The sequence below is a fragment of the Pararhizobium antarcticum genome, assembly GCF_001885585.1.
GTDB classification, from domain to species: domain Bacteria; phylum Pseudomonadota; class Alphaproteobacteria; order Rhizobiales; family Rhizobiaceae; genus Pararhizobium; species Pararhizobium antarcticum.
In genome coordinates, this window is the sequence record NZ_LSRP01000074.1 from 1 (window position 1) to 22612 (window position 22612).

The 22612-nt window shown below is 62.1% G+C and carries 26 protein-coding genes and 2 tRNA genes; 13 read left to right on the forward strand and 15 right to left on the reverse strand.

Translation table 11 applies throughout. The features are described 5' to 3' along the window. Positions 1–410 precede the first annotated feature (410 nt). The 4 genes from AX760_RS07370 to AX760_RS07385 all read left to right on the forward strand — a co-directional run bounded on the left by AX760_RS07370 (position 411) and on the right by AX760_RS07385 (position 4391). On the forward strand, positions 411–1205 hold the full coding sequence (locus tag AX760_RS07370) for a phosphoadenylyl-sulfate reductase (protein ID WP_071832349.1): 795 nt from the start codon (positions 411–413) through the stop codon (positions 1203–1205). A gap of 44 nt (positions 1206–1249) precedes the next feature. Further along, entirely contained in the window at positions 1250–2203 is a 954-nt protein-coding gene (gene cysD, locus AX760_RS07375; protein WP_071832350.1) for a sulfate adenylyltransferase subunit CysD, read from the forward strand. Further along, the gene (gene cysN, locus AX760_RS07380; protein WP_071832351.1) at positions 2203–3702 is read left to right on the forward strand and encodes a sulfate adenylyltransferase subunit CysN; all 1500 of its coding nucleotides are present in this window, start codon (positions 2203–2205) and stop codon (positions 3700–3702) included. The genes cysD and cysN overlap by 1 nt, the downstream gene beginning before the upstream one ends. Before the next feature lie 122 nt (positions 3703–3824). Beyond that, positions 3825–4391, forward strand: coding sequence for an NUDIX domain-containing protein (locus AX760_RS07385; RefSeq protein WP_071832352.1), 567 nt, complete (start codon positions 3825–3827; stop codon positions 4389–4391). 68 nt (positions 4392–4459) lie between these two features. Here AX760_RS07385 and AX760_RS28140 read toward each other — a convergent pair whose 3' ends face one another. The 5 genes from AX760_RS28140 to AX760_RS07410 form a co-directional block, all read right to left on the reverse strand. Then, on the reverse strand, positions 4460–4810 hold the full coding sequence (locus AX760_RS28140; RefSeq protein WP_083531119.1) for a CatB-related O-acetyltransferase: 351 nt from the start codon (positions 4808–4810) through the stop codon (positions 4460–4462). A gap of 3 nt (positions 4811–4813) precedes the next feature. Next, positions 4814–5026: a hypothetical protein gene (locus AX760_RS07395; protein ID WP_071832354.1), complete on the reverse strand. Its 213-nt coding sequence runs from the start codon at positions 5024–5026 to the stop codon at positions 4814–4816. A gap of 100 nt (positions 5027–5126) precedes the next feature. Then, positions 5127–5372, reverse strand: coding sequence for a hypothetical protein (locus tag AX760_RS07400; RefSeq protein ID WP_071832355.1), 246 nt, complete (start codon positions 5370–5372; stop codon positions 5127–5129). 24 nt (positions 5373–5396) lie between these two features. Beyond that, complete coding sequence (locus tag AX760_RS07405) at positions 5397–5642, reverse strand: DUF982 domain-containing protein (RefSeq protein WP_071832356.1); 246 nt, start codon at positions 5640–5642, stop codon at positions 5397–5399. 156 nt (positions 5643–5798) lie between these two features. Beyond that, positions 5799–6599: a S1/P1 nuclease gene (locus AX760_RS07410; RefSeq protein ID WP_071832357.1), complete on the reverse strand. Its 801-nt coding sequence runs from the start codon at positions 6597–6599 to the stop codon at positions 5799–5801. Positions 6600–6967: 368 nt separating this feature from the next. On the opposite strand from AX760_RS07410, the gene AX760_RS07415 reads away from it, so the two are divergent. After that, positions 6968–8005 (forward strand): capsular polysaccharide export protein, LipB/KpsS family, encoded by a 1038-nt coding sequence (locus AX760_RS07415; protein WP_071832448.1) that lies wholly within the window; start codon positions 6968–6970, stop codon positions 8003–8005. A 105-nt stretch (positions 8006–8110) separates the two neighbouring features. On the opposite strand, the gene AX760_RS07420 is transcribed toward AX760_RS07415, so the two are convergent. Next, positions 8111–8187: transfer RNA gene (locus AX760_RS07420), tRNA-Pro, on the reverse strand. Between the two features lie 457 nt (positions 8188–8644). On the opposite strand from AX760_RS07420, the gene AX760_RS07425 reads away from it, so the two are divergent. After that, the gene (locus AX760_RS07425; protein ID WP_071832358.1) at positions 8645–9040 is read left to right on the forward strand and encodes a hypothetical protein; all 396 of its coding nucleotides are present in this window, start codon (positions 8645–8647) and stop codon (positions 9038–9040) included. Between the two features lie 120 nt (positions 9041–9160). Here AX760_RS07425 and AX760_RS07430 read toward each other — a convergent pair whose 3' ends face one another. Next, a complete protein-coding gene (locus AX760_RS07430) occupies positions 9161–9835 on the reverse strand; it encodes a DUF2161 domain-containing phosphodiesterase (RefSeq protein ID WP_071832449.1) in 675 nt (224 codons plus the stop codon). Between the two features lie 99 nt (positions 9836–9934). Then, positions 9935–10915, reverse strand: coding sequence for a D-alanyl-D-alanine carboxypeptidase family protein (locus AX760_RS07435; RefSeq protein WP_245294963.1), 981 nt, complete (start codon positions 10913–10915; stop codon positions 9935–9937). Between the two features lie 536 nt (positions 10916–11451). On the opposite strand from AX760_RS07435, the gene AX760_RS07440 reads away from it, so the two are divergent. Next, positions 11452–11811 carry an HNH endonuclease gene (locus AX760_RS07440; protein ID WP_071832359.1) on the forward strand — a complete coding sequence of 120 codons (360 nt, stop codon included), beginning with the start codon at positions 11452–11454 and terminating at the stop codon, positions 11809–11811. A 66-nt stretch (positions 11812–11877) separates the two neighbouring features. On the opposite strand, the gene AX760_RS07445 is transcribed toward AX760_RS07440, so the two are convergent. Then, the gene (locus AX760_RS07445) at positions 11878–12108 is read right to left on the reverse strand and encodes a hypothetical protein (protein WP_071832360.1); all 231 of its coding nucleotides are present in this window, start codon (positions 12106–12108) and stop codon (positions 11878–11880) included. A 197-nt stretch (positions 12109–12305) separates the two neighbouring features. Next, positions 12306–12379, reverse strand: a tRNA-Gln gene (locus AX760_RS07450). Positions 12380–12681: 302 nt separating this feature from the next. Between AX760_RS07450 and AX760_RS07455 the strand changes: the two genes are divergently transcribed. The 5 genes from AX760_RS07455 to AX760_RS07480 all read left to right on the forward strand — a co-directional run bounded on the left by AX760_RS07455 (position 12682) and on the right by AX760_RS07480 (position 15835). Next, positions 12682–12834 (forward strand): entericidin, encoded by a 153-nt coding sequence (locus AX760_RS07455; RefSeq protein ID WP_071832361.1) that lies wholly within the window; start codon positions 12682–12684, stop codon positions 12832–12834. 142 nt (positions 12835–12976) lie between these two features. After that, complete coding sequence (locus AX760_RS07460; RefSeq protein WP_071832362.1) at positions 12977–13273, forward strand: cupin domain-containing protein; 297 nt, start codon at positions 12977–12979, stop codon at positions 13271–13273. Between the two features lie 17 nt (positions 13274–13290). Continuing rightward, entirely contained in the window at positions 13291–14214 is a 924-nt protein-coding gene (locus AX760_RS07465) for an MBL fold metallo-hydrolase (protein ID WP_071832363.1), read from the forward strand. After that, a complete protein-coding gene (locus AX760_RS07470) occupies positions 14211–14669 on the forward strand; it encodes a thiol-disulfide oxidoreductase DCC family protein (protein ID WP_071832364.1) in 459 nt (152 codons plus the stop codon). The genes AX760_RS07465 and AX760_RS07470 overlap by 4 nt, the downstream gene beginning before the upstream one ends. A 269-nt stretch (positions 14670–14938) precedes the next feature. Continuing rightward, complete coding sequence (locus AX760_RS07480) at positions 14939–15835, forward strand: LysR substrate-binding domain-containing protein (RefSeq protein WP_071832366.1); 897 nt, start codon at positions 14939–14941, stop codon at positions 15833–15835. Between the two features lie 69 nt (positions 15836–15904). On the opposite strand, the gene AX760_RS07485 is transcribed toward AX760_RS07480, so the two are convergent. After that, the gene (locus tag AX760_RS07485) at positions 15905–16813 is read right to left on the reverse strand and encodes a DUF1499 domain-containing protein (RefSeq protein ID WP_071832367.1); all 909 of its coding nucleotides are present in this window, start codon (positions 16811–16813) and stop codon (positions 15905–15907) included. A gap of 249 nt (positions 16814–17062) precedes the next feature. Between AX760_RS07485 and AX760_RS07490 the strand changes: the two genes are divergently transcribed. Beyond that, on the forward strand, positions 17063–17488 hold the full coding sequence (locus AX760_RS07490; RefSeq protein WP_071832451.1) for a hypothetical protein: 426 nt from the start codon (positions 17063–17065) through the stop codon (positions 17486–17488). An 83-nt stretch (positions 17489–17571) separates the two neighbouring features. Here AX760_RS07490 and AX760_RS07495 read toward each other — a convergent pair whose 3' ends face one another. The 4 genes from AX760_RS07495 to AX760_RS07510 form a co-directional block, all read right to left on the reverse strand. Next, a complete protein-coding gene (locus AX760_RS07495) occupies positions 17572–17766 on the reverse strand; it encodes a type II toxin-antitoxin system HicA family toxin (protein ID WP_071832368.1) in 195 nt (64 codons plus the stop codon). Between the two features lie 6 nt (positions 17767–17772). Further along, positions 17773–18015, reverse strand: a complete 243-nt coding sequence (locus AX760_RS07500) for a DUF1902 domain-containing protein (protein ID WP_071832369.1) — start codon at positions 18013–18015, stop codon at positions 17773–17775. Positions 18016–18086: 71 nt separating this feature from the next. Then, positions 18087–20753, reverse strand: a complete 2667-nt coding sequence (gene ppdK / locus AX760_RS07505) for a pyruvate, phosphate dikinase (RefSeq protein ID WP_071832370.1) — start codon at positions 20751–20753, stop codon at positions 18087–18089. 212 nt (positions 20754–20965) lie between these two features. Further along, a complete protein-coding gene (locus AX760_RS07510) occupies positions 20966–22594 on the reverse strand; it encodes a diguanylate cyclase domain-containing protein (protein WP_087149187.1) in 1629 nt (542 codons plus the stop codon). Positions 22595–22612: the final 18 nt, after the last annotated feature.

The window sequence follows — 22612 nt, forward strand, 5'->3', positions numbered from 1 at the left end:
TGATTATCTTTATCATATTTATTTCGAAACATCTCCCCCGCTGAGATTTCGATCGTGCGGCAGCGACAGCTCCGCTTCCAGCAGCACATTCGATCGGGGGACGCCGGAAACGGCCGACTTGCCTTGATGACCCCTGCCCCGGATACTGATGGCGATGCCTGGGCAGGCGGGCGACGCGGTCACGGGTTGCGGTTTGCGGGTTAGACAGAGGCAGGCGATGCAAGGTCTGGCTCGGACCAAAGACGAACCCGGCTCGAAAGCCCATAGTAATCTACTAAATTACTAGTTTTTCCGCCATTTTTGATGAAGTGAGAGACATTTGCTCTGATCCCGCAGCAATTGAAATCCGTTTTTCTGTCTTTTGTCACACTGGGCTGCGATATTCCGCGACAACCAGACAGGATTCCGCAATGACGTCCCTATCTCTTGAAAGCACTGTCGAAACGCTGAACCAGCAACTCGCCGGCCTCGACCTGACCGGTCGGCTGGCGCTTGTCGCTGATCTCGAGGGCAAGGCGGTGTTCACCACCAGCCTCGGCATCGAGGACCAGGTGATCACGGCAGCGATCGGCAAAGGCCCGTTCGGCATCGAGGTCTCGACGCTCGAAACCGGCCGGCTGTTTAACGAAACCGTGGCGCTGATCGACAGGACCGAGGAAACCTACGGCATCCTCATCAAGCGCTTCTATCCCGAGCAGACCGACATCGACGCCTATGCCGCCACCTACGGCCTGAACGGCTTTTACGACAGCGTCGAAGCCCGGCATGCCTGTTGTGGCTTTCGCAAGCTGAAGCCGCTTGCGAAAGCACTCGAAGGCGCAACCTACTGGATCACCGGTCTTCGCCGTGGACAGTCGGGCGCGCGCGCTGAGACGCCGTTTGCGGAATTCGATGCCGACCGCAACCTGATCAAGATCAATCCGCTGGCCGACTGGAGCATCGAGACGATCCAGGCGCATGTCGCCTCGGAAGCGATCCCGGTCAATCCACTGCACCAGCGCGGCTATCCCTCGATCGGCTGCGAACCCTGCACCCGCGCCATCAAGCCCGGCGAACCGGAACGCGCCGGCCGCTGGTGGTGGGAAAACGACGAAAAACGCGAATGCGGCCTGCACGTCCCCGAAGCCGCTTCGTCCACCCTTCCGCAATCCACCACCCTGGCCAGCGATCTGGCCACCCCCCTGGCAAGCAGCATCGCGCGATAACCGCGCAGCGCCGCCCCTGACACTGATTTTCCCGGAGCACTGAAATGTCCCCCATCCATCCGGAAACGGAACTGCACAATCCGCAGAGCACGAAAATTCCGCTCGACCCGCATCTAAAGGCGCTGGAAAACGAAGCGATCCACATTTTCCGCGAAGTCGCAGCCGAGTTCGACAATCCGGTCATGCTCTATTCGATCGGCAAGGATTCGTCCGTCCTCCTGCATCTGGCGCGCAAGGCCTTCTATCCGGGCCGCGTGCCGTTTCCGCTTTTGCACGTCAATACGGGCTGGAAATTCCCGGAGATGATCGACTTTCGCGATGCGCTGATGAAGGAATATGATCTCGACCTGATCGAGCATAAAAATCCACGCGGTGCGGCCGAAACCATCACGCCGTTCACGCATGGCTCGGCGCTTTACACCGACATCATGAAGACCGAGGCGCTGCGCCAGGCCCTGGATGCAGGCGGCTATGATGCCGCCTTCGGCGGCGCGCGCCGCGACGAGGAAGCCAGCCGCGCCAAGGAGCGCATCTATTCGTTCCGCACGCCCGACCACAAATGGGACCCGCGCAACCAGCGCCCGGAACTCTGGAACGTGTATAACGGCATGATTAGAAAGGGGGAGAGCGTGCGCGCCTTCCCGCTGTCGAACTGGACCGAAGTCGATATCTGGCGCTACATCCAGGCGGAAGATATCCCGCTGGTGCCACTCTATTACGCCAAGCCGCGCAAGTTCGTCGATCGCGACGGCATGCTGGTCTGGGCCGAGGATCCGCGCTTCGAACCGCTGCCCGGCGAACAGGTGCAGGAAGGCATGCTGCGCTTCCGCACGCTCGGCTGCTGGCCGCTGACCGGCGGTATCCGCTCCACAGCCACGACGCTCGACGAGGTGATCGCCGAGCTTGAAATCGCCACCGTCTCCGAACGCCAGGGCCGCGCTATCGACCGCGACCAGTCCGGATCGATGGAAAAGAAAAAACGCGAAGGATATTTCTGATGACCGTTTCCGCAGTTGCCGCCGCGCCAGCCCCTCTCTCGGCCGCCCACGCCGCAGCGCCGCATGCAGAGCCCGTTCATGCCGGACGCGATACGCGTCCGCTGCGCCTGATCACCTGCGGCAGCGTCGATGACGGCAAGTCGACGCTGATCGGCCGCCTGCTCTGGGACACCAAGGCCGTCAAGGAAGACCAGGCAGCGACGCTTCACCGCGACAGTGGCAAGCAGAACGATCTCGGCCTGCCCGATTTCGCGCTTCTGCTCGATGGTCTGCAGGCCGAACGCGAACAGGGCATCACCATCGATGTCGCCTATCGCTATTTCGCCACAGACAAGCGCTCCTTCATCGTTGCCGACACGCCCGGCCATGAGCAGTACACCCGCAACATGGCAACCGGCGCATCGACCGCCGATCTCGCCATCCTGCTGGTCGACGCACGCGTCGGCATGCTCGAACAGACCCGCCGCCACGCCACGATCGCCTCGCTGATGGGGATCAAGCAGTTCGTTCTGGCCGTCAACAAGATCGACCTGACCGGCTATGACCGTGCCCGCTTCGACCAGATCAGCCATGAATTCCGCGAACTGGCGCTGTCGCTCGGCGTGCGCCAGATCACCGCAATCCCGGTGTCGGCGCTGAAGGGCGAAAACGTCGTCTATGACGGCAAGGCCTCGATGCCCTGGTATGACGGCCAGACGCTGGTCGAAGTGCTGGAACTGGCCACAGTGCGCTCGTCGCAGACCGTCGGCTTCCGCCTGCCGGTGCAGCGCGTCTCGCGTCCGGGCGAAAGTTTCCGCGGCTATCAGGGCACGGTTGCCGGCGGCTCGGTCAAGCCAGGCGACAGCGTCATCATCCTGCCGTCCGGCATGGTCGCCAATGTCACCAAGATCGTCACCTTCGATCTGGTGCGCAACGCAGCCGTTGCCGGCGACGCCATCACGCTGGTGCTTGATCGCCAGGTGGACGTGTCGCGCGGCGACATGATCGTTTCGATCGACAGCCAGCCGCAGACCGGCCTTGCCTTCGACGCGCATCTCGTGGCGCTGCAGTCCGACGGCATCCAGCCTTCCAAGCGCTACTGGCTGAAGAGCGGCTCGCGCCGCCAGCGCGTCACCGTCGAGCCGGCAAGCCAGCTGGATCTCAAGAGCGGCAAGTGGAACCCGGCGCAGTCGCTGCCGATGAATGCCATCGGCAAGGTGCATCTGGCCTTCGACGAACAGGCGATCTTTGACAGCTACGAGCAGAACCGCACGACGGGCGCCTTCATCCTGATCGACCCAGACACGAACAACACGGTGGCCGGCGGCATGATCACCGGCCGGCGCTCGTCGCTATCGGGCATCCACACCGAAGACAGCCGCGTCATCCTCTCGCTGCCGGCCGATCTTGCCGACCAGCTTCTGGCCAGCGAACTCTTCGCCAGCCGCCGCGAGGAGATCGAACTGCGCCGCGTCAACGCCGGCCGCGCCGCCGAAATTTTTGATGGCATCGACGGCTGATCCGGGAAAATCCGGACTTGAAAAAGTCGAACGGGAAAAGGGGTCGCTTGCGGCCCCTTTTTGTTGCGTATGGGGCAATAAGGGCTAGATTGCGCGGAGTTTGAGCCTTGCCGGAGTATCGAATGCCGCTGATCACGATCGAGAAAGCCGAGAAATTCTATGATGGCTGGAGCAAATGTTACCTCCTGCATCTTCTCGACCGGCAGGGCCGGCGGCGAACCTACCAGATCGAAGATCACGGAGCGGTTGCCAGTGTCCTGCCCTACGACCCGGAACGCAAGGTCGCGATCCTAGTCTATCAGGTCCGTCCACCACTGATCTTCGCCGGAGAGACAGAGCGGCTGTATGAGGCTCCGGCCGGTGTAATCGAAACGGAAGGTGCCGAGGAATGCGCACGTCGCGAAGCACTCGAGGAAGCCGGCGTTGCCGTTACCACGCTTGAATATCTCGGAAGTTTTTGGGCTGCCCCTGGTATTTCGACGGAGCGCTCCAGCATTTACCTTGCACCCTACAGCATAGCCGATCGCGTCACCGAAGGCGGCGGACTGGCAGCCGAGCACGAAGACATAGAAGTGCACGAATTGCCGCTTTCACAACTCGCCGAGATGGCTGACAGTTTCCAGATCAGCTGCATGAAAACCTTCGTCGCAATTCAAGCCCTGCGGCAGCGGCGGCCGGAGTTGTTCTGAGGCGGAAAACGGGCGATCATCAGCCGACGTGTAGCGCATGGAATGTTTGTGACATTCCCACTTGTCCTTCATCTCCGCAGAGAGTGAAGCCGATGGATCACCTCGCTTGAAAAGCGGTAGCGAATGGCCTTCGCTGGCACGCCACCGACAATTGCGTAAGCCGGAACATTCTTCGTAACCACGGAGCCGGCAGCGATGATAGCCCCATCGCCGGCGGTGGTTCCAGACAGGACAATCGCATTTGTGCCGATCCACACGTCATTGTCGATGCGGGCTTTTGGTTTACCGCTGTTCGGCGGAAACCGCTGTTTTTTCTGCTCTTCCGGCGAAATCCAGGCATCTGCTCGCCGCTGAAATGGGTGTGGCGATAGCCAATCGGTTGGGTGCTGCCCGTCGCCAATACAAACTCCAGGAACGATGGATCAATAGCGCCCAATGCTTTCTGTCCGGTCTGCGACCCGGCAAACAAAACGCACATAGCTGTAAGCAGCGATAGAACCTTTGAAAAAGAGGCGGCCAGCAACCCTGACCGGTGCCTCCAAGATCACTAACGACGTCTTGTCCACGGAGGTTTGCGGATTAATGACGATTTGCCTTGTGGCTGCAGACACGATCGTCGGCGTGTCGAATTTCATCAGGACAACTTTTGTTCGAAGGCTGATTTTCCACTACCTCAACTGATCGCGAAGATCGAGCCCAGCATACAACGATCTTACATCATCAAAGACCGGCCGATCACGTCTCCGCTGCCTCGGCAATCGCCTTCAGCACGGCCAGATCGCGGGTCTTGAGATCCTCTGCATCAAGGTCATGTTTGCCGCGAAACCAGTCCATGGCGATGGCAAGCGCCTCGGCGAAGGGCGATGGATAGCCACCGAGACCCAGCACCCATTCGCGCACCGTCTCGCGCTCCATCCGGCCGGCGGCGTAGCGGCCATGGATGCTCTGCACCGAGGCGATCAGGTCGTCGATCTTTTTCATGCGATGTTCCCATGGTGCTGCAGCTTAGTCCTGGACATGGATCTCGGCCTCCGCTGCAGCCGCAAGGAAGGCCTTGCGTGCGTCTTCGGACGGTTTCTTGCCTTCGGCCACGGCCGCGCAGAGATCCAGCGCCCGGGTCAGCAGCGGGGCATCGTCGAGCGGCCAGTCCTCGATCATCGCCCAGGATGCCTCGACGGTGTTGGTGATCGTCGTATATTTTCCCGGTCCTTCGAGGGCGAGCGTGACGCTCTTGCTCCAGGGTTTGTCCATGATCTTCGGCCTTTTCGTTCAGACTTGTCCGGTTCAGACTGGAACCGTTAGAGGGATGCCTGTTCAGCCGTGGCGTGGCGACATGCGCGTTGTCTTAGCCGCAAATGCTGCCCGATTGCCAGCGGCAACATCCCGGCTTTTGCCGCACGCTCGCATTTATCGGAAATTTTCATTCAGAAGCCGCGCCAGTCTCAGGCCAGCCTGTTTCAGGCGCAACCGGACGACAGGCCAGTTGTCCAGGGCGTAGGTTGCCGGCAACTGAACCGTGCCATCGACACGCCAACCGCGCAACGGCGGGAAGACCTGATCGCGCGCAATGTTCCGGCCTTCCAGCGCCCAGTCGACGGGCGTGCCTCGAGTGCTCACCTTGAGTCGACGATCGGCGTCGATCAGGCCGGCCAGCGTATGGGCATTCATGTCCTGCGCCCGGATAATGCCGACATCCCAGACCCAGTGCAGCTTGCGCTTCCTGGCCTCGGAGACGACGCGTTCCTCACCCGTATCGGCGCTGGCATGCAGCGGCTGATGCAGGTCGCCGATGAAATGCACCAGATATTTCAGCGCCGCCATGCGCGCCGCAGTCGGCGCTTCGGGGTCCGCCAGCGTTACAGTTGATGCCTCTATCGCGGCCAGCACACAGCGGTCCTTCGGGCATGCCATCGCTGGATCATAGGGTTTGTGGTCAAGCGGGATGCGCACGGTATGCAGCGGCTGGACCGGTATCTTCAGGCTGCGGACGTCGTCGGCCCACATGGCGACATCGGCCATCGACGCCTTTCCCTCGCTATCCAGCAGGATCGACACAGCCTCCCGTGCCACCGGCGTCAGATGCCGCTCGGCAATCAATGCGACGACACGATGCCCGGTCGTGCCCCAGGCAAAGGCGCTATCGATGCCGGTGCATGTCCAGAGCGAAAGACACGCGACGACGATAAGGATGAGGCGTCTGAACTGCAAATGAACTTCCTTTTTCAACGCATCGGTAGGCGCGAATGGCTGCTTTGTCGAGCGCTTCGCGGGCAATTTGGAGCCAACGGCCCGTCTTTTCGGGCTTGCCGAGCGCCCCTCAACCGGCAAGCCGCAGCCTTGTCGCGCGTTCCACCCTTGTCTCGCCTGTGCCGTTCGATTATCGGTAGGCCTTGCGTGGCAGCCATCTTGAGATCGGATGCACCATTGCAGCGTTACCGGCACTGGACACGGGTTACAGGCACGGGGAAACCAAGATGAATCCAGCAAATCCGCTCCAGGTTTTCAAGGCGCTTTATCTCTATGCGCGGCTTGCCTTCGTGCGCCCTACACTGCTTTCGCGGCCAAGGGCCCATGTCATGGGTCTGCGGCCCTGGAAGGACCACGTCGGCTACTGGCTTTCCGGCGAAGATGTCGTGCGGCGGGAAAGATGGTTTTTCCTCTGGCAGTTCTTCACCCTGGTCGCGCCGCAGGCGCTCGCCGCGCGGCCGTCGAAAATCTATGTCTGGGGCTATAAATATCCGCGCCTGATCGAGCCGTTCTGCCGGTTCTGGAACATCCCGATCGTGCGGATCGAAGACGGGTTCCTGCGCTCGGTGGCGCTCGGCGCGACAAAGGCGCCGCCGCTGTCGCTCTGCTTCGACACGTCGTCGATGTATTTTGACGCGACCATGGCCTCGGACATGGAAAAGATCATCGAGAACCATGATTTCAGTGCCGATCCGGCGCTTCTTGCGCGGGGCAAGGCCGGCATGGACAGGCTCATTCTGTCCCGCCTGTCGAAGTACAATATGGGCGGCACTGTCGACATTGCCGCGATCTACGGCCCGAAACACCGCAAGCGCGTGCTTGTCGTCGGGCAGGTCGAGGGTGATGCCTCGATCATCAAGGGGTGCAGCCGGCGGATCGACAACAACGACCTGGTGGCGATCGCCGCCAAGGAGAACCCCGATGCGCAGATCATCTACAAGCCGCATCCGGAAGTGCTGCACCGCACCCGTCGCGGCCAGTCCGACCCGGACAAGGTGCGCGCCATCGCCATGGTTCTCGACCGCGACCTGTCGCTGTCCGACGCCTTCGAGACGGTCGATCATGTCTACACGATCACATCGCTGGCCGGCTTCGAGGCTCTGATCCGGGGCATCCGGGTCACCTGCCTGGGCATGCCCTTCTATGCCGGCTGGGGCGCCACCGATGACCGCCAGCCCTGCCCGCGCCGCACCGCCAGACGAAGCGTCGTCGAGATCTTCACGGCCGCCTATATCCTCTATCCGAAATACTTCGACCCGGCGCGCCGGGCGCAGATCAGCTTCGAGGAGGCGCTCGATCTGCTCGCCAGCATGAAAGATAAGGCTGGGGCTCACGGGAAACAGAAACACGGGACCACACGGGTCTGAAAACGGTCCAGCCGTATCCGCCACGCAATGTTTTCGGCGCAGTGTTAAAGCCTGCAAAAAGCAGCCACACGGGGATGGATCTAAGAAAATTTTCGGGGATCAAGCTGGTCGGAGTGAGAGGATTCGAACCTCCGACCCCGTCGTCCCGAACGACGTGCGCTACCAGGCTGCGCTACACTCCGTGACCAGCGGCGCCTCTATAGAACAGCATTTTCCTTTCCACAAGCGGCAAACGACAAAAACCGGACGGCTGTCTTGAAAACTTGCCGCAGCGCCTGGATCCGCTTGCGGAAACCCCTGTTTTCGCGGGTGAAATCGCTTTCGCAGGGTAAACCGACGCTTCGCCGAGGCCGGCCGCTGCAAGACCCGGCACAGGCGAGGATGTCTGGCGGGGACTGGCTCGGATCTGTACACCCGGCGCGTCAAGCGGGGCAACGTTGGTGGCGTGAAGGTTGCAGTGCATGCCCCCTGCCGGGGTCTTTCGGCAACGCTTGCCAAATTATCGCGCTATAAGTCAGACAGCCGATTTTCTTTCGCCGCATTTAGCGCTAGACGCAGGACCGGAAGCCCTGAAAACGTGCGCGTTGCGCGTTTTTGCGCCGGCGCTGTTTTAGAACGAAAACCCTTGGGGATGACGACATGAATTTCCGCCTGATGACCGTAGCCGGCCTTGCGCTGGCACTTGCCGGATGCACCACCGTGGGACCGGCGACAAACGCCGTCGAAGCCCGCTGGAACGGCCAGCCGGCCGGCATCTTTTTCGCCAAGTTCGGCCCGCCGATATCGGATGTCGAAAGCGGCAGCTCCACGGTCTACGCCTGGAAGGGCGGCTACAAGACGCGCCGCACACCGGCCGAATATGCCAAGACATCGGACGGCAAGCGCGGCAAGAAGATCGCCAATGCCCGCACGGAATATCTGAGCTGCTCGGTCCAGCTGACGGTTTCGGCCGACTATGTGATCCGCTCGATCCGCGTGGCCGGCAGCAATTCCGACTGGTGCACGCAATTCCTGACATCAGACAAGGCAAAGTAGGACCGGGTTTCGGCCGCGCGAGAACACCTGCAACCCAGCAGGGAAACCGGCTGCGGACAAACTGACCATCGGCGACGGCCGGTGGTTCTGCCCGCCGCAAATCACGTCAGAGTTTGCGGATCACGGCCCCTCGCCCGGCATTCCATCCGTCTGCGGCCAGCGCTGCAGCGCCTCGCGACCGGCATCCGTCAGTCCGTAGACGCCCCTTTCGTGCCGCTCAAACCAGCCATAGACATTCGACAGCAGCAGCTTGCCGGCGTCCGGCATGGTGGTTTTGACATCGCGCACCCGCAGCGGACCACAGGCGAGCGCTGCCGCACAGCCCAGCGCCTGCTGGCGATAGGCCGTCATCAGCGGCACGCGCGTGCTGCCGCCAAGGGCAGGGTCACCGCGCCTTTTCTGGTGTTCGCGCAGGATCCGCGAGCGTCGTTTCGGATTGGTCCGCGGCATCGGCGTCACGGAGCCGACAAGAATGCTCACCTCGCCGCGATCGGAAATGCCGAGCATGCCGATGCCGAGCCGCCGGCAAAGGTCGCGGTAGCGTTTGTCGGCTTCCCGTCCCCTGCCCTTGGCCGAGACTTTCGCGGCGATCCAGACTTCATCGGCAAGGGCGGCCCTGTCGACGGCCTGCAGGATGAGCTCCAGGTTGAAGCTCAGTTTCAGTTCGCAGATCACGACCACCGGCGGATCGCCGTCACTGAGGCCGACAAGATCGCAGCCGCCGACTTCGCCTTTGACGACATAGCCTGCCGTCTCGAGAAAGGATTTTACGGGCAGATAAAGGGATGTTTCCATGAGATTGCGCATCAAGCCTGAGAATCATTTCGCAACCATACAGGCATGGCGCCCGGCGATCACCGCCTGTCGTGACCGGAAAGCCGGCAGTTGTTTCGATCAGGAGGGACGCTGGCGGGGGACGGGCACGTCAACGGCATTGTCATCGGGCCAGGTCCGGATGGCGTGGACCGCTTCGGGCAGCGTATCGCGCAGGTAGGTTTCATGGCCCGGCAGGCCCATCGGGTAAAGCGCGTCGCGGCTCGCCTCATAGGCGGCGCTCTGGTCCGTGCAGAGGCGGACGCGCATGTCCTGCGGTGCCACATCCGGGCGATTTTGCACAGCGTCCACAGGACCTGCTGCAGGCAGCCTGCCGTCGAAGGCCTGGGTCAGATATTGCGCGGCGCGTTCATTGCGTTCGCGCTCCGTGGTGGCGCCGAGAAGCACGACCATCACACGTTTGCCATTGCGCGTGGCAAGGCCGACATAATTGCGCCCGGAGGCACAGAGGAAACCGGTCTTCATGCCGATCGTTCCGCTGAAACGGGTGAGCAACGCATTGTTGGACTTGATCGGCTTGCCGTCGATGGTGACGGCGGATGCCTGGAAGAAGCGGCGATACTCCGGGAACAGGCGGTCCACTTCAAGCCCGAGGATGGCGAGGTCGCGCGCGGTCGAGACAGTGGTCTTGTCGAACAGGCCGTTCGGACTGGAAAAATGCGTGGCCGTCATGCCGAGACGCGCTGCCGCCGTGTTCATGCGCTGAACGAAGCTCGCTTCATCGGAGGCCACCGCTTCGGCAAGCGCCACCGCCACGTCATTGGCCGAGGCGGTGAGCGCGGCAAACAGCGCATCTTCAAGGGTCATGGTCCGCCCGAAGGTGAGCCCTGATTCCAGGAAAGCCTGTTTCGTCGCGTTGCGCGTCATCATGACCGGCGTATTCAGGGTGACGTCACCGGAGCGCAGCGCTTCGAACACCACGAGCGCCGTCATCAGCTTTGTCGTCGAGGCCGGATACCAGGGCACGCCAGCCTCTTCCTGATAGAGCACCTGGCGACTTGCGGCATCGACAACGAGAACAGGCGTCGCATTGGCAGGCACACTGAAAAGAAGGGATGCCAGGAACAGCCCCAGCCCGACTGATGGCGTCAGTCCGGGTGATCCCGGTCTTTGTGATCCCGGTCCCGCTAATCCCGGTCCTGCTAATCCCGGTCTTTGGGATCGTCCGGCCAATTTGGCTCTGGTCATAAGCCAGTCTCCTGGAAAATTGTCCTCATGGCATGCAGCGCCGTGCGGTACAAGCAGATGCGACGCTTTCGCCCGGCAGCGCCAGCCGTTTGATCACCCGTCGCCGCAGAGGCAAACTATTTCTGCATGGATCGCATGGCAAGGCCAGTCTCAAGCCAGGTATCTAGGACAGGCGCGACAAACGTCCATGGCGGCCGGGGGATCGCATGCGGGCGTTAGCGCGCGCTCAAACATCCGGCCTGCAGGATGGATTTGGGCGCGCCGGGCAAAGTGCGATCGGGGACCGCATTGCTCCCGGTCGAAAGACCCGGTATCAGTCGGAAAGACCGGATTGATCGAATGGTTTCCATGCCCGTCCGGCACAGCGTGAAAAGATCGACCGAGGACCTATGGCCCGCAAGAACAGAGACGACGCGTCTTCATGGGATACGGAAACGGACCCTGAGCCCGTGCTGTGCCCGGTCTGCGCACGCGTGATCCCGGATGATCAACAGGACGCCCATCATCTGGTGCCGAAGAGCAAGGGGGGCAAGAAAACCGTTTGCCTGCACCGGATCTGCCACGACCAGATCCATGCGACATTTACGGATGCCCAACTCGCCAAGAAATTCTCGACGATCGAGGCCATTCTCGAGGACCCTGCCATGCAGACATTCGTGGCCTGGGTCAAAGGCAAACATCCCGGCTTTTCCGACTCGGCCAAGCCCTCACGGGATGCGTCCGGTTCCGGCCGGGGGCGCAAACGGTAACCGTGCAAAACCTCCGCAGGAGGCCGAAATCTACCACGTCTACCTCTCTTGCTGCCGCAACAGACCTCAGGCCGTGAACTTGACGGTCACACCACGCTGCCGAAAATAGGCCTGCATGAGCTTCCGGCCGGACCGGTTGCTGTGCACCAGCCTCGCCGGATCGAATACGGCCTCTTTCAAACCTGCCCGCGCCAAAGCCGCCTTGAGCGTCGCGATATGCGTGTCGATGTCGGCATTGTCAGCGTGAATCGAATCATAAATCCGGTTTGTTGCATCTTCTACGGTCGGGTCGCTCACTCTTGCACTCCTGAAGTTATTGGACGGGCGCTTGCCAGATTTTTCGGCTTGACCCTATCGGGGTGAAAAATGCGCAAGTCAAGGGGATGGAGGATCGCAACGTTGCACCACTTCTCCTACAAAGACCAAGGCCCATCCCTTCCATCGTGAAAGCGAAAGAGCTGGAAATTTGGATTCCTGGCTTGAAAATGCGTGCGTGGCTGGGGCGCCTGGATTCGAACCAGGGGTGCCGGTACCAAAAACCAGTGCCTTACCGCTTGGCTACGCCCCAACGCTTGGCGCGCTGCAGAGCACCGGGCCAAATCAAGAGCGGTTTAGCAAAGCTCGCCGCGAGCGACAACGGTTAAGTTGGTCCTTGCGCGAATTTCCTCAGATGTTTTGTAGACCGGGCAAACAGGGGGTGCCGGTCGCCATATTAGCATCGCCCTGCGGGCAGGTTTCCACGGGCAATTGTTTTCGCGAAGCACCGGGGCAACCGTCTGCGCGACAAACCAGCGGTTTTTTTAGACGCGGATATTGATACAGTCGCGGCCGGGCACATGTTCGAAGGATTGTTGCCAAGGAGAGTCTCTCATGAAGATGTTCGTCGTCGCTGCCGCCTGCCTTTCGCTCTTCGCCCTGTCCGGTTGCGGCAATACCGCGAGAGGTTTGAAGCAGGACGGCGTCCAGAGCAGCAACGCCCTCGACAATGCCTCACGCCGGATCGCCAACGCGAACACAAACTGAGAGGAGCGGCTTGATGAAGCCGCTCGCCGCGAGGCTTTGCGCTCTTCGCCCACGGTGTTGAAAGAACGCGGGGCCGATCGTGGAGCCCCATTCCGGTCGGCAGCTTTCTGCGTTACGGTCGCTTCGGAAACCGGAGAGCCCCATGAGCCAGTATCGCGCCCGCCCGCCTGCCAAACCAACCGTTCTCCTGGACGATGCCGTGGTGCGCATTACCCGCTGGGATTTCGAGCCCGGCGCTGACACTGGCCATCACGTGCATGGCATGGGCTATGTCGTCGTGCCGATGACGGATTGCCAGTTCCTGCTGGAGGAGCCCGATGGCGAGCGGCGGGTCGATATGGCAGCGGGCGCAGCCTATCGGCGCGAGGCCGGCGTCGAGCACAATGTCGTCAATGCCGGCCCGGAATTCATGTCCTTCATTGAAGTCGAGTACAAGTGAAGGGACGCCGCAAACGCATGGACGGTCCGGATTTCGACGTGGATTTCAAGCCGGCACACGGGCAGGCGGTGGCTGTCGCGCCCAATGTTCAGCGCATCACCGTCAACAATCCCGGCCCCTTCACCTTCCACGGCACCAACAGCTACATCGTCGGCGATCGCTCCGTCTGCGTGATCGATCCGGGGCCTGAAGACGAGGCGCATTTCCAGGCGCTGATGGCAGCCCTTGCCGGCCGCACGGTCACCCATATCGCCGTCAGCCACACGCATCGCGACCACTCGCCGCTTTCGCGCCGGCTGAAGGCGGCAACGGGCGCGCTGGTGGTGGCCGAAGGGGCGCACCGGGCGTCGCGGCCGCTGCATGCGGGCGAGATCAACCCCTTTGCCGAAAGCGCCGACATGGATTTTGTGCCCGACCGGAGGCTGTCAGACGGTGAAACGATCGAGGGCGACGGCTGGGCGCTAACGGCCCTGATGACGCCCGGCCACACCGCCAACCATGCGGCCTTTGCGCTGGAGGGCACCGGCACGGTATTTTCCGCCGATCACGTGATGGCCTGGGCAACCAGCATTGTTGCGCCGCCGGATGGGGCGATGGCCGATTACATGGCTTCGCTGGAGGCACTTTTGTCGCGCGACGACCGGCTCTATCTGCCCGGCCATGGCGGGCCGGTAAAGGAACCCGCCGCCTTCCTGCGCGGACTGCGCACCCATCGCCGCATGCGCGAGCGTGCGGTGCTGGAGCGGGTGCGGGCCGGCGATACGGCAATCCCGGACATGGTCCGGACCATCTATGCCTCGACGGATATCCGCCTGCATGGCGCAGCCGCCCTTTCGGTTCTGGCGCATCTCGAAGACCTCGTCGAGCGCGGGCAGGTGGAAACCGACGGACCGCCAGCGCTGATGGGGCAATACCGGATGGCACCGGGCGGCGCCACATGACGGGCCTGCGCGGCGCCTACAGCTACCGCGACGACCCCGCCGTTCCGCCCTTCGACGACAGCCACGCCATTCTCGTCTTCGACGGCGAATGCCTCGTCTGCTCGGGCTGGGTGAATGTCGTGCTGCGCCATGATCGTGCCGGGCGCTTCCGGTTTCTGACCGCGCAGTCACCGCTTGGCGAAGCCCTCTATCGCCATTACGGGCTGGAGACGCGAAACTATGAGACCAACATCCTGATCGAGCACGGCTGCGCCTTCTTCAAGTCGGAGGGGGCGATCCGCATGGCGGCAGGGCTCGGTTATCCCTTCAAACTGTCCCCTGCCCTGCGCATCCTGCCGCGACGGCTCCGCGATGCGCTCTATGACCTTGTGGCGCGCAACCGCTACCGCATCGCAGGGCGACGCGACCGCTGCTACGTGCCGACCGCCGAGCACACAAGCCGGTTTCTGGGATGAACGAAGACCGCCTTCATATCCATGCGTCAATATCTGGGTGGTGGCCGTTCACGCATCCAGATGCGGTTGTCTCCGCGGCTGCAAGGATCGCGCCTGCCGACACTTCGGTACTGAAAGGTCAACAACAGCATCACGTCCATCATCAGAATGAGGAGCGACTTCATGGTGATCATATCCTTCGGTGCGGTCTTTCGTAAGAACAGTTGGCACCTCTTGCCGCCTTCGCACAAACGAGCTTATCGTCGTCTCGTCATAAGTTGAGGTTATCCATGAAACGCGGACGTTTGCCTTTGACGGCGCTGCGCAGCTTCGAGTCCGCCGGTCGCCTGTTGAGCTTCACCCTGGCCGCAGAAGAACTGTTCGTGTCGCAAGCGGCAATCAGCCGACAGGTGCGCGACCTCGAAAGGCTGCTCGGAAAACCGCTCTTCAACCGCCACGCCCGCCGCGTCACCCTCACAGCCCATGGTATTGACCTGCTGGAGACGCTGACGCAGGCCTTCGACCGGATCGACACCCGTCTGGACGAAATCCGTGGCAGGGAGATTGAACCCCTGCTGACCGTCAACGCCGAACCCGGCTTTGCCGCCTGTTGGCTCGTTCCGCATCTGGCCGAGTTCAGAAAGCTGCACGCGGGTATCGACGTCTCTGTCGAATCCGACGCCCGGTTGATCGAGTTCCGGACGCAGGACGCGGAATTGGCAATACGCTACAGCCTCAACGCCACATCCTGGCCGCGCACCCAGGCGAAATGCCTCCTTGCGACCAAGATCGCGCCGGTTCTGGCGCCCATGCTCGAAACGGCAGCGGCGATTACCTCGCCGCGCGATCTTGTATCGCAAACGCTGTTGCATGAAGACGATCGTGATTGCTGGGAACGCTGGTTTGGAGCAGCAGGCCTGGCGGTCGAGGCCGGCATGGGACGCGGGCCAATATTCGCAGATGGTGGCCTTGTCCTGCAGGCGGCGCTGCGGGGACATGGCGTCATGCTTGCCGATCCGCTCCTTGCGCATGAAGAAATCCAAGCGGGACGCTTGAAACAGGCGCCCGGTCCGGCGATCGACAATGGCGCCTATTGGCTCGTTGCCCGCGATTTTGACCAGCTTTCAGCCGCCGCACGTGCCTTTGTCGTCTGGATCCAGGCGCGTCTCGCGCAACCGCATGCGTAACTTGGCGGGTCTCAAAAGGCAGACGCACGGGGGCGAGAGACTGTCTGCGTCCTGACGAGCGATTGCGCCCTATCCTCCGGCAATGCCCAGAAGTTCGGCGTCCAGGCTTTTCAGAAAACTGTCGGCGTAGGCGGCACCCTGGCCGAGATCATGGGGGCCGTAGCGGGAGGCGACGCGCAGGTCGACAAGCGTGGTTTCCGCCTCTTCCCGCAGCCGGATCAGCACATCGAAGCGCAGGCCGATGATCAGCGTGCGCCACTCACCCTGCAGCAGAACATCGCTTTGACGCCGGCCCGGCGGCCTGTCGCCCGGCACGATCATATCCGGTCGCGACAGGGGAATGGGGACGCTGTCCGGTTCGCTGTCGACGGGTCCGGTTTCCGGCTTGACGACCATGTCCTCGAGGTCCGCTCTGGTGTTTTCGACCCCTTCTTCGGCGGCGATCGCCACACCGGTCTTATCGATGACATTGCGCACGCCCTGATAGACGCGGTCGAGCGCGCCGTCATAGCGCCGCCCCGTGAGGCCCGGATAGGCGGCCCGCTGCGCGGCGCGATCTTCGACTGTCACCTCTGCTGCACGCCGCAGCCAGCCCTGCGCGGCATCCGGCGGGATGATCCAGGAGGGGGGCGCCTGCGTGTCGGTGGTGACGTCATAGATGGCGGGACGGGAAAAATAGGCGGCGAGTTCGACGCCGGCAAAACCGAGCGGCCCGGCCGCATAGACCAGCGCCATGAAGGCGGCGATGCCGCCGACGGCCGCAACCTGCCAGAGCCGGACGAAACCGATAATGGCAAGCGCGACGGCCAAGAGCGCCAGACCGGCGGATACCGCGCACAGCGCCAGAAAATGCGGCGTCGTCAACGGACCGAAGCGGTGGGCGAGCAGGGCCACGGCCAAAAAGCCGAAGGAGAAACGGGCAAGGTGCCTTGCCCAGACGGCCGTCTGCGAGATCGGGCGCTCGTACTTGATCATCATGAACCGGAATCAGTCCCTTCTCACGCGCTGGCTGTCTTGTGTTTAAAGCGGAAAACAGAGCGAGGGAACAGGCAAACGCATGCGACGCCCGATCCTCGGACGCTGCGCGACGCCGCAAATTCGCCATTCTCGTTCAGCAAGTGTGACAAACGGGGGTTATCACCCATGCTGTCGGCCAACCGGCGCATGTCTTGTCAGGATCGCGGAGCGCATGTCGGAGACGACGTGCAGCGCGCAAGGAGTTCGATCATGCTGTCATTCGACGCGACCACCCCCTCTGGCACCCCTTCAGCCACTCAGGCAGGCACTCAGGCAGGCACCGCGCAGCCCGCCATCACGACGGCCGAACCCGGCCTGCCGATGGAACTCATCGAACTCGAACTGTCGCTGGACGGCTTCACGGCCGGCGCTGCGGGCTTTTCGGCGCATATGCGCGCTGCCGTTGCGGGCATTGGCGGGGCATTCCTGTTCGAACTGCCGGCATCCGGCCTGATCGCCAATTGCGACCGGATCGCCGTGTTGCGCCTGCGCGAGGGCGGCGGCAGCGCGATGACGACGATCTTTGCCTGCCTCGAACGCGATGGCGCAACCATCCGCATCGAACGGCCCAGTGAGGCCACGGCCGGCCTTGCAAATTTCGCCGATGCCTTCGTGGATGTGCTGGAACGGATCTGACGGGCTGGGATGGTCGTGGGTCGGTACCCGGTTTATCTGACCTGCCATCCAACATTCATAGGTCGCTGAAACGGCTCGAACATTTAAAATGCTTTCGGGAGACCGGCCTGTTTGAGTGTTTCATTGGCGGTGTGCCGCGACTTCATGCCGTGATCGACAGTGAAGTGACGCTTTGCGATCGGGCTGAACCAGATCTCGTGATCGCCTTTTCCGGATCTGACATAGTAGCAGCCCGCCTTCGTCAACAACTCCTTGAGTTCCCTCAGATAGCTTGCCATCGATGATCAGAAATGCGGATTGGGGACACGGGCGAGATGTTCCGACATGATGTGAACCGGAATCTCCTTCAGGTCGGATGAAATCTCGTTCAGTTCGAGCAGATCGGCGATGGCAGCCAAGATCTTCGGCTCAAGTTGCTCCATCGTAGCCGCTTCAAGCGCCAATCCGCCGATATCCGAACTTGATGCGACCCAGACATTGGCCTCGTCATCCCAGGCGGCGCGAACTGTTATGGATCCGTGTTTCATAGGACCTTCCCAATGATTGTCGAAAAAACGTAAAATATGGCGTTGTTCGAGTCAATTTTCAGTATCACCCCTCATCCCCCACCATTGATCGCCGCCTGTGCGGCCGCCAGCCGTGCGATCGGGACGCGGAAGGGCGAGCAGGAGACATAGTCGAGCCCGGTCTGCTCGCAAAAGCGGATCGAGGCGGGATCGCCGCCATGTTCGCCGCAGATCCCGAGCTTCAGGCCGTTCTTGGTGCGACGGCCGCGTTCTGCAGCAATCTGGATCAACTCTCCGACACCATCGAAATCGAGCGAGACGAAGGGGTCCTGCTCGACGATGCCCTTCTGGATATAGGTATTGAGGAACTGCGCCGCGTCATCGCGCGAGATGCCGAAAGTCGTCTGTGTCAGGTCATTGGTGCCGAAGGAGAAAAAATCGGCGCTTTCGGCAATCACATGGGCGCGAAGGGCTGCGCGCGGCAGTTCGATCATCGTGCCTACCAGATATTCGATCTCGATGCCGGCTTCGCCGATCACCTCTTTCGCAACGGCGTCGATGCAGGCCTTGACGTAATCCAGTTCGGATTTCAGCCCGACCAGCGGCACCATGATCTCGGGCACGACCGGCGCACCGGTTTCGCGCGCCGCCTCGACGGCCGCTTCGAAGATGGCGCGGGCCTGCATCTCGCAGATTTCCGGGTAGGAAATCGCCAGCCGGCAGCCGCGATGGCCCAGCATCGGATTGAACTCGTGCAGCGCATCGACACGCTGGCGCAAGTCCGCCGGGTTCATGCCGAGAACGCCGGCGACATCGGCAATCTCCTCGTCGGTCTTCGGCAGGAATTCATGCAGCGGCGGATCGAGCAGCCGGATGGTCACGGGAAGCCCGTGCATGATCGAGAACAACTCGGCGAAATCGGACCGCTGCATCGGCAGGAGCTTGTCGAGCGCAATGCGGCGACCGGCTTCGTCCGCGGCCAGGATCATTTCGCGCATGACGTTGATGCGCTCGCCCTCGAAGAACATGTGCTCGGTGCGGCAAAGCCCGATGCCTTCGGCGCCGAAGGAACGGGCAGCGCGCGCGTCGGCCGGGGTTTCGGCATTGGTGCGCACCGTCATGCGCCGGCTCTTGTCGGCCCATTCCATGATCCTGCCGAAATCGCCGGACAGTTCCGGCTGCAGCATCGGGATCTCGCCCTTCAGCACCTGGCCGGAGGAGCCATCGATGGTGATCACGTCGCCCTTCTTCAGGGTCATGCCGGCGGCGATCAGCAGTTCGTTGCGCAGGTCGACGCGGATATTGCCGGCACCGGAAACGCAGGGGATGCCCATGCCGCGGGCCACGACCGCCGCATGGCTGGTCATGCCACCACGCGAGGTCAAAATGCCTTCGGCCGCATGCATGCCGTGAATGTCCTCCGGGCTGGTCTCGACCCGCACCAGGATGACCTTGCGGCCTTCCTTCTCGGCCAGGACGGCCTCCTCCGAGGTGAAGACGATCTCGCCGGTGGCAGCGCCCGGCGACGCCGGCAGGCCGGAGCCGATGATGTCGCGCCGGGCCCGCGGGTCGATCGTTGGATGCAGCAACTGGTCGAGCGAGGCCGGATCGATGCGGGTGACGGCCTGGTGGCGGGTGATCAGCCCGGCTTCGGCCATGTCGACGGCGATCTTCAGCGCCGCCTTTGCGGTGCGCTTGCCGGACCGCGTCTGCAGCATCCAGAGCGTACCGCGCTCGATGGTGAATTCGAGATCCTGCATGTCCTTGTAGTGCCGCTCCAGCGTCTCGCAGATCGTGCAGAACTGCTCGAAGGCCTCCGGCATCAGCTTTTCCAGCGACGGCTTGTCGGAGCCGGAGGCAAGCCTCGATGCCTCGGTGATGTTCTGCGGCGTGCGGATGCCGGCCACGACATCTTCGCCTTGCGCGTTGACGAGGAATTCGCCGTAGAGTTCGTTTTCACCGGTCGAGGGATTGCGGGTGAAGGCGACGCCGGTGGCCGATGAATTGCCGAGATTGCCGAAGACCATGGCCTGGACGTTGACCGCAGTGCCCCATTCGGCCGGAATATTGTGCAGGTGGCGATAGGTGATGGCACGGGCATTCATCCAGCTGGCAAAAACGGCGCCGATCGCCCCCCAGAGCTGGACTTCCGGATCCTGCGGAAAGCTCTCGCCGAGTTCCTCTTCGATGGCGCGCTTGTAGAGCGAAATGACGTGCTGCCATTCGACGGCGGAGAGTTCGGTATCCTGCCCGTGCCCCAGACGGCCCTTCTCGTCCTCGAGGATTTCCTCGAAAATCTCATGGTCCAGCCCCATGACGACATCGCCATACATCTGGATGAAGCGGCGATAGCTGTCCCAGGCAAAACGTGCGTCGCCGGCATCATGGCCGAGCGCCTGCACGGAGTGGTCGTTGAGACCGAGATTGAGCACTGTGTCCATCATGCCGGGCATCGAGGCGCGCGCGCCGGAGCGGACAGAGAGCAGAAGCGGACGCTGGTTGTCGCCGAAAACGCGGCCGGTGATTTCCTCGATGCGGGTGATGCCAGCGCGGACCTGCGCCTTCAGGTCGTCGGGGATGCTGCGGCCATGGCTGTAATAACCGGCGCAGGCTTCCGTGATGATTGTCAGGCCGGGCGGCACCGGCAGGCCGAGATTGCACATCTCCGCAAGGTTCGCGCCCTTGCCTCCCAGAAGATCGCGATCAACCGCTGCACCCTCGGCTTTTCCGCCGCCGAAGGTATAAACCCACTTGGTCATGCCTCGTCTCCACCCCTTCAGTTCATCGTCGACGCTACAGTATACCGTGCCGGTTGAAAATGCACCGGGTTTATGCTGCATCGCACCAGAATGAGCTGTTATTGCTGCGCTGCGCAATAAATCCCGGTGTCGGCGTGCGCAACAGGTCTGGCCCGCTCTCGCCGGGGGGGGATGGTGAGATGCGGTCTGCAAACGGGCGGTAAAATGTTCCCTCAGACTTGGGAACGGCTGTGGCGCCAGGTGTTCTTGCCTTCGGCCTTGGCCTGATACAGAGCCGTATCGGCTGCGCTCATCAGCCCGTCAGGGTCAGAGCCGTTCGCCGGCGAGACGGCAATGCCGATGCTGGCACTGATATCGATCCTGTCATCGGCGATGCTGAAGGGCTGGCTGAGCGCCTGGATGCAGCGCTTCGCCACCGCCTCCGCATTGGCTGCAGACGCATGCTGGAGGATGGCGAATTCGTCTCCGCCCAAGCGGGCCACCAGATCCCCCTCACCTAGAACACCGGTCAGCCGCTCTGCAACCTGCTTCAGCACGCTGTCGCCGGTGGCATGGCCAAATGTATCGTTGACGGGCTTGAAACCATCGAGATCAAGGTAGTGCACCGCCACCTCCTCGCCGCTCAGCATGGCCGCAACGAGCGCAGCTTCCAGCGCCTGGCGAAACCGCATGCGGTTGGGAAGTCCGGTCAGCGCATCGTGATGGGCCAGATGCGTCGCATGGGCTTCCGCCTGAACCCGATCGCTGACATCGGCGATCGTCAGCAGCAGGTGCCGATTGGCGCCCTCGTTGAGGAAGCGGACATAGATGAGCACGTGGCGCTCCTCGCCAGCGGCCGTGCGATGTCGCCAGACTGTGCGCGATTCACTGTCGCCATCGATATCGACAATCGCCTTGCCAAAACGCGCGCCCTCGTCGGCGACATGCAGGTCGGTCACGGCTTTGCCCAGAAGTTCGTCACGACTGAAGCCATAAAGCGCGATGGCCGCCTGGTTGAGGTCAATGATATCCAGCGTGTCCAGGGCGCAGAGCATCATCGGCATGGGATTGGCATCGAAAAGCTGGCGCATGGAGTCTTCGCGACGCTTCAGGTCGGTGATATCGATGCGCATACCGATCGCGCCGCCATCAGGGGTGCGGCGGTCGTCATGGCGCAGCCAGCGCCCATCGCGCAACATCTGCTCCTCTTGCGACACCGGCAATGCATGCTTGGCCATGCGTTGCTCGAGCCAATGATCGCCATCCTCAACCTTTTCCGGCATTTCACCACTGTCGAGACTGATGCGCAGAATGTCCCGGAAGGATATTCCAGGGCGCAGATGCGCGGCGATTTCCGGATAGAGATCGGCATACCTGGCATTCCAGAGCACGTATTTGTCTTCGGCGTCGAAGACGCAGACCGCCAGCGGCAGCATGTCGATGATGAAGCCGAGGCGCCGATGGGCGGCTTCGGCTTCGGCCAGAACCTGCTCTCTCTGGCGCTCGAGTTCCAGTCGCATATGGTCGAGCGCCTGTTCGTCGATCAGGTCTCGGATCACGACACCGGTCAGGCTTGCCCCCTCACGGTCCCAGCGCACAATGGACAGTTCGACCGGGATGGCGCTGCCGTCGTGGCGCAACAGCACCGTCTCGCGCCGGTACGATTGGGCCTGCGTCGCAGACAGGGCATGCCATTGCGGCAGCAGTCGCGACACCGGCGTGCGCGTCAGCGGCCCCGGACCGGCAATGGCCAGCACGGCCTCATTGGCAAAAAGGATGACACCACCGGCATTGACGCACAGCGACGCGGACGGAACCGCTCCGAGAAACACCTGTGCATCTGCGCTTGTGAAATCCGTCAATTCGCATCTCCGGCACCG

Bases quoted from the DNA above. Each gene is read 5' to 3' on its own strand.
- AX760_RS07430 (WP_071832449.1), bottom strand. From the start codon at position 9,835: ATGGAAACATCCCTTTATCTGCCCGTAAAATCCTTTCTCGAGACGGCA.
- AX760_RS07465 (WP_071832363.1), top strand. From the start codon at position 13,291: ATGGACGGTCCGGATTTCGACGTGGATTTCAAGCCGGCACACGGGCAG.
- AX760_RS07415 (WP_071832448.1), top strand. From the start codon at position 6,968: ATGGGTCTGCGGCCCTGGAAGGACCACGTCGGCTACTGGCTTTCCGGC.
- AX760_RS07490 (WP_071832451.1), top strand. From the start codon at position 17,063: ATGCTGTCATTCGACGCGACCACCCCCTCTGGCACCCCTTCAGCCACT.
- AX760_RS07500 (WP_071832369.1), bottom strand. From the start codon at position 18,015: ATGAAACACGGATCCATAACAGTTCGCGCCGCCTGGGATGACGAGGCC.
- AX760_RS07440 (WP_071832359.1), top strand. From the start codon at position 11,452: ATGGCCCGCAAGAACAGAGACGACGCGTCTTCATGGGATACGGAAACG.
- AX760_RS07480 (WP_071832366.1), top strand. From the start codon at position 14,939: ATGAAACGCGGACGTTTGCCTTTGACGGCGCTGCGCAGCTTCGAGTCC.
- AX760_RS07485 (WP_071832367.1), bottom strand. From the start codon at position 16,813: ATGATGATCAAGTACGAGCGCCCGATCTCGCAGACGGCCGTCTGGGCA.
- cysD (WP_071832350.1), top strand. From the start codon at position 1,250: ATGTCCCCCATCCATCCGGAAACGGAACTGCACAATCCGCAGAGCACG.
- AX760_RS07425 (WP_071832358.1), top strand. From the start codon at position 8,645: ATGAATTTCCGCCTGATGACCGTAGCCGGCCTTGCGCTGGCACTTGCC.
- ppdK (WP_071832370.1), bottom strand. From the start codon at position 20,753: ATGACCAAGTGGGTTTATACCTTCGGCGGCGGAAAAGCCGAGGGTGCA.
- AX760_RS07470 (WP_071832364.1), top strand. From the start codon at position 14,211: ATGACGGGCCTGCGCGGCGCCTACAGCTACCGCGACGACCCCGCCGTT.
- AX760_RS07400 (WP_071832355.1), bottom strand. From the start codon at position 5,372: ATGAAAAAGATCGACGACCTGATCGCCTCGGTGCAGAGCATCCATGGC.
- AX760_RS07370 (WP_071832349.1), top strand. From the start codon at position 411: ATGACGTCCCTATCTCTTGAAAGCACTGTCGAAACGCTGAACCAGCAA.
- AX760_RS07395 (WP_071832354.1), bottom strand. From the start codon at position 5,026: ATGAAATTCGACACGCCGACGATCGTGTCTGCAGCCACAAGGCAAATC.
- AX760_RS07495 (WP_071832368.1), bottom strand. From the start codon at position 17,766: ATGGCAAGCTATCTGAGGGAACTCAAGGAGTTGTTGACGAAGGCGGGC.
- cysN (WP_071832351.1), top strand. From the start codon at position 2,203: ATGACCGTTTCCGCAGTTGCCGCCGCGCCAGCCCCTCTCTCGGCCGCC.
- AX760_RS07385 (WP_071832352.1), top strand. From the start codon at position 3,825: ATGCCGCTGATCACGATCGAGAAAGCCGAGAAATTCTATGATGGCTGG.
- AX760_RS07405 (WP_071832356.1), bottom strand. From the start codon at position 5,642: ATGGACAAACCCTGGAGCAAGAGCGTCACGCTCGCCCTCGAAGGACCG.
- AX760_RS07455 (WP_071832361.1), top strand. From the start codon at position 12,682: ATGAAGATGTTCGTCGTCGCTGCCGCCTGCCTTTCGCTCTTCGCCCTG.
- AX760_RS07460 (WP_071832362.1), top strand. From the start codon at position 12,977: ATGAGCCAGTATCGCGCCCGCCCGCCTGCCAAACCAACCGTTCTCCTG.